At 74.4% G+C, this 1,312-nt stretch carries 1 protein-coding gene; it reads left to right on the top strand.

Annotation, left to right across the window (positions count from 1 at the left end; all coding sequences use genetic code 11):
* Nucleotides 1-228: 228 nt before the first annotated feature.
* Nucleotides 229-1,312: FAD-binding protein (locus C1I93_RS30545; RefSeq protein ID WP_111246691.1), on the top strand; the 1,084-nt coding region annotated here is incomplete at its 3' end.

Consider the following 1,312-nt stretch of genomic DNA (forward strand, 5'->3'; position numbering starts at 1 on the left):
GCGCCGGTCCGGGCGCGGGGTTCGGCTGCGGGCCGGGCTGGCTCGCGCTCGTCCCGGCGTACGCCCCGACCGGGCCGCTGGCCGGCTCCACGCCGCTGCCGGTCGGATCGATCTCCTCTTCGGAGGGGTACACGTCGCCGCGAGGGGCGGGATCACGGTAGCTGCTCATCGGCGTAGGGTTCCCCGACGGAGCCGACGGTAACCGTCGGCGCGGAGAGGGGGGTCGCAGTGTCGGCGCACCGTAACTGGGCGGGCAACGTCCGCTACGCCGCCCGGGCGTACCACCGGCCGTCGTCAATCGACGAGCTGCGCGCGCTCGTCGCCGGCAGCGACCGGATCCGGGCGGTGGGCAGCGGGCACTCGTTCAACCGGCTCGGCGACACCACCGGCGACCTGGTCACCCTGACCGGGCTGCCGGCCACCGTGCGGCTCGACGCGCAACGCCGGCTGGTCGACGTGCCGGCCGCGATGCGCTACGGGGAGCTGGCGACCTGGCTGCACGAGCGGGGGTACGCGCTGGCCAACCTCGCCTCGCTGCCGCACATCTCGGTGGCCGGCGCGGTCGCCACCGGCACCCACGGCTCCGGCGTGACCGTCGGCAACCTGGCCACCGCCGTCGCCGGACTGGAACTGGTCACCGCCACCGGGGAACTGCTCACCGTGGACCGGAGCAGCCCCGACTTTCCCGGCATGGTGGTCTCGCTCGGCGCGCTGGGCATCGTCACCCGGCTCACCCTGGACGTGGTGCCCACCTTCGACATCCGCCAGTACGTCCAACTCGACCTGCCCCGCGCCGCCCTGGACGAGGCGCTCGGGTCCGCGTACAGCGTCAGTGTCTTCACCGACTGGCGCTCCACCCGCGGCACCCAGGTCTGGCGCAAGCAGCTCGCGGACCAGCCGCCGCCCCCGGCGGGCTGGCTCGGCACGACGGCGGCCGACCGGCCCTGGCATCCGGTGCCCGGCATGCCGACGATCAACTGCACCGAGCAGCTCGGCGTCGCCGGTCCCTGGCACGAACGGCTGCCGCACTTCCGGCTCGGCTTCACCCCGAGCAGCGGCGACGAGTTGCAGTCCGAATACCACCTGCCCCGGGCCGTGGCCGCCGACGCGCTCGCCGCGCTGGACGAGGTGGCGCACCTGATCGCCCCGGTGACGCAGACCAGCGAGCTGCGTACCGTCGCCGCCGACGACCTGTGGCTCAGCCCCAACCAGGGCCGCGACAGCCTCGCCGTCCACTTCACCTGGATCGCCGATGCCGCTGCGGTGCTCCCCGTGCTCGCCGAGGTCGAACGCGCCCTAGCCCCCTTCGCCC

The organism is Micromonospora endophytica (genome assembly GCF_003236305.1).
GTDB classification, from domain to species: domain Bacteria; phylum Actinomycetota; class Actinomycetes; order Mycobacteriales; family Micromonosporaceae; genus Micromonospora; species Micromonospora endophytica.